Source organism: Paraburkholderia sp. CNPSo 3281, assembly GCF_024206515.1.
GTDB classification, from domain to species: domain Bacteria; phylum Pseudomonadota; class Gammaproteobacteria; order Burkholderiales; family Burkholderiaceae; genus Paraburkholderia; species Paraburkholderia nodosa.
In genome coordinates, this window is the sequence record NZ_JAMBPS010000159.1 from 1 (window position 1) to 1477 (window position 1477).

Sequence of the window (1477 nt, forward strand, 5' to 3'; positions counted from 1 at the left end):
ACACCGCCTATTTGCACCAGAGTCCCCTTATCGAGCTTCGGTCCGATTCGCCAGCACTTCGCGCGCAAGCGACATTCACTGCGTGCATCACTCTATCGCAAACAGCTCGCCGCACGCTTTGCCGGCGTGGCATCGCTTCTCTCACCCAAGTTCCGTCCAATTTCTGGGCAAATGCACGTCCTGTACGCTCTTGCGTCTCGAATACCTTAACGTGACAACGCCGTGCGCTTGGGCCATTCGTGAAAATCTGAACAGAGCGTAGCGGAAGCGCTACGGATCTCCGGCTGCGGAACGCACCTGAAGGCACTATAATCAAGCAAACTATGCGCCACCGGTTCCCCAGCTTGAAATCACAAGAATAGCCGACGATGCACGATCAATTGTGTGAGTGGTCGTCCTGTTTGTCCAACTCCCGACGACGTATGTCGACATTGTCACGTTAGAGCGTTCTCTGAAAGTCGCAGTTGGCCTGTTGCAGAAAACAACTCCGACGAGCATTCCAGCAGGATCAGTATCACGTCTTCGGGGTCGAGCCGATCCGCACGGTCTTGCGGACTGCCCCGTAAGGGCTGCCGACGTCATGCAGCACAGCTTCGAGATCCGTCCCGACGCTGCGCCCGAGCATTCGGCAACCGGAGATCAAGCGTGGCTGGCTGGCCAACATGCAGGTCTATTGCGTGCCGAAGGTCTGGAGGCAGACGAACCGGGAAGGCGTTGCGGTGGCCCGCTGCACGGTCGCACGATTGATGAAACGGCAAGGGCTGCGTGCGGCAGTTCGCGGTAAGCGGGTCGCACGACGTAGGCCGATGCGAGTGCACCGCGCCCGCTGGATCGGGTCAATCGGCTAAACATGCGCGATTTGTAAGGAACCCACGTCATTGTTTGATAGCCGACGCAATTTCCCGCCAATGCGTCACTATGCCTGTGCTCTGGGGGCTCCGAGCGTATGCGGTCCACATGGCCCGGAAAGTGCTTTGGAACAGGACTGGAACAACCCACCGCGACAGAGGGCATTGTCACGTTGCGGACTGAGTCCGGTAACATCCGGCGATTATATAGAGGATACCTCATCAAGCAGACAGGACGGCCTCCCAGACTGCGGGCGCAGTGGTATCTTTGAGGCCGATCTTCGCGAGGCCGAACCTCCAGTGGTCTCCTCGCGCTAACCTCGTAGCGTGTGGTTTTTAGCGGGCTCCGGGCCCGCTTTTTTTTTGTGCGCCGAGCATGCGCAACAGCTTGGGGGTGAAAGTCCCCTGCCCAACCTGATGGTGGTGAAGGGCTAGTGAAACGCAAGGGCGTCGTCGTGAGGCGGGGTCTGAAGGAAGCGTGTAGCAAAGCCACGACCTGACGAACAGAAACCAGATACGAGGCCTACCCAGTCGGACGAGCGAGCAAATGATTGCGAAGTCCATAACCATCAAGGGCTGGGGTGGTAAATCTGGCAGGTGCGTGGTGAAGGCGGTTGAGCTTACCTTCT

General features: G+C 58.2%; 2 pseudogenes. Both read left to right on the forward strand.

Annotated elements, in window-relative coordinates:
* Positions 1–210, forward strand: a pseudogene (locus M3I56_RS40645) (hypothetical protein); the annotation flags it as partial.
* 308 nt (positions 211–518) lie between these two features.
* A pseudogene (locus tag M3I56_RS40650) lies at positions 519–844 on the forward strand (IS3 family transposase); the annotation flags it as partial.
* Between the last annotated feature and the right edge of the window lie 633 nt (positions 845–1477).